Annotated in this window: 1 protein-coding gene; it reads left to right on the plus strand. The window is 48.1% G+C overall.

The features are described 5' to 3' along the window. Nucleotides 1-1875 (plus strand): MG2 domain-containing protein (locus ACWA6V_RS21095; RefSeq protein WP_449524324.1); only part of this gene is annotated, 1875 nt, incomplete at both ends.

Here is a 1875-nt window from a genome sequence, read left to right on the forward strand (position 1 = left end):
TAGCGAAGCAGAAGTAAATACCGCGTTTAACCCCAAACAATTATCACTGGATACCAAAACGCCAGTGAACCTCACGTTTACCTCTACCACTGAGTTGCGCATCCAACCCGTTGAGCGTTTGCCAAACGATACCGAAATCCGTATCCGCTTGAGTGCCAATGACCTTGAAGGTATTGAGCAGTCGCTCGATGATTTTGAATTTACTGTGCGCACCATCAAACAGGATTTTGATTTGCGCGTGAACAGCCTAAGCGCGGATGAAGACGATGATGAGCTGATGCGGCTTAGCGGTGTGATTACCACTGCTGATACCGCTGCGTTGGATGATGTGAAAAAAATCCTGCGCATCCAGGTTAATGACCAACTCATTACCGATGCAATCTGGACCCAGGAGCTGGACAACAAAACCCATTCGTTTTTAATTACCGGCATTATGCGCGGTGAAACCACCGGCAACATCCATTTGGAGTGGGACGGTGCAGCCATCGGCTCGAAAGACAAGGGTTCGCGCGATCTGGAAATTCCCGCGCAAAAAACCTTTCAAATTACTGGCGTACAGGTGATTCGCGAACCCAATACCGCCGTTGAAATACAATTTTCCGAAGAACTCGACAGCACCCAAAATCTCAGCGGCTTGGTAACCCTCGCCGGTAAAACAGTCAATGCCGTAATCGACGGCAGCGTGTTGCGTTACACACCGGAAAATCTGGATTCAGGCGAATTGGATTTAGTGGTAAGCGGCAGCGTCAATAGCAAAAATTCCAAAAGTCTTGGTAGCGACTATCAACAAAAAATCGTATTGAATTTAGTTAAGCCGCTGGTGCGTTTTGTCGGCAAAACATCCATCCTGCCACCGGCCAGCCAAATTTCTGTGCCCTTTGAAGCGGCAGGTGTCGATTCAGTACAAGTCATTGCGTTTAAAGTTTTCGCCAATAATGTTGGTCAATACTTGCAAGATTACCAGCTCACCGCCGCTACAGCAGCAACCGATACTGGCCGCTATCTCTGGCGTAAAACCTATCGCCTACCGGAAATTCCACGCGCAGGTGTCGAGCGTTTTAATCTGGATCTGAGTGAATTAATGGCGCAGCATCCCGATGGATTGATTCGTTTGGAATTGCGCATCGACCGCAGTAATTCGGTTTATAGCTGCGAGCAAACACGCCCCACCGAACCCGTCGCAAAAATGCCGGAAGATTCCGAGGGCGAAAATTATTATGACCGCGTTGAAGAACCGGCCTGGTATCAACAATATTATCAATCGAGCGGTTATTACAATTACAGCGAGCGCAACAATCCCTGCGACGATACTTATTATTACTACGGCGATGAAATTGCATCAGCGCGTAATTTTATCGTGTCCAATATTGGTTTAATGGCCAAGCGCGGCGATGGCAATCAGCTGCATGTGATCAGCACTGAACTCGGCAGCGCCAAACCTATGAGCGGCACCGACATCACCGCCTACAATTATCAACGCCAACCAATAGGCCAAGGCACTACCGATAGTTACGGGATGTTGCAGATGACAACGGATGGTGTGCCTTTTTATCTTGAAGCGCGCAACGGTAAACAAATTGGTTACTTGCGCGTGCGCACCAGTGAAGCCTTGCCCACTAACCAATTTGATGTAAGCGGTGAACATATCAAAGGTGGATTAAAAGGTTTCCTCTACGGCGAGCGCGATGTGTGGCGCCCGGGTGACGATATTTTCCTCACCTTTATTCTTGAAGATAAAACCCAACAGCTACCGGCGAATCATCCGGTCACCCTGGATTTATTTGATCCGAGCGGCAAAAAAGTGTTGACTCAAACCAATGTCCAACCGGTTAAGGATTTTTATACCTTTAATTTGAAAACCGAAGAAACCGCACC

It is taken from the genome of Cellvibrio sp. (assembly GCF_053579595.1).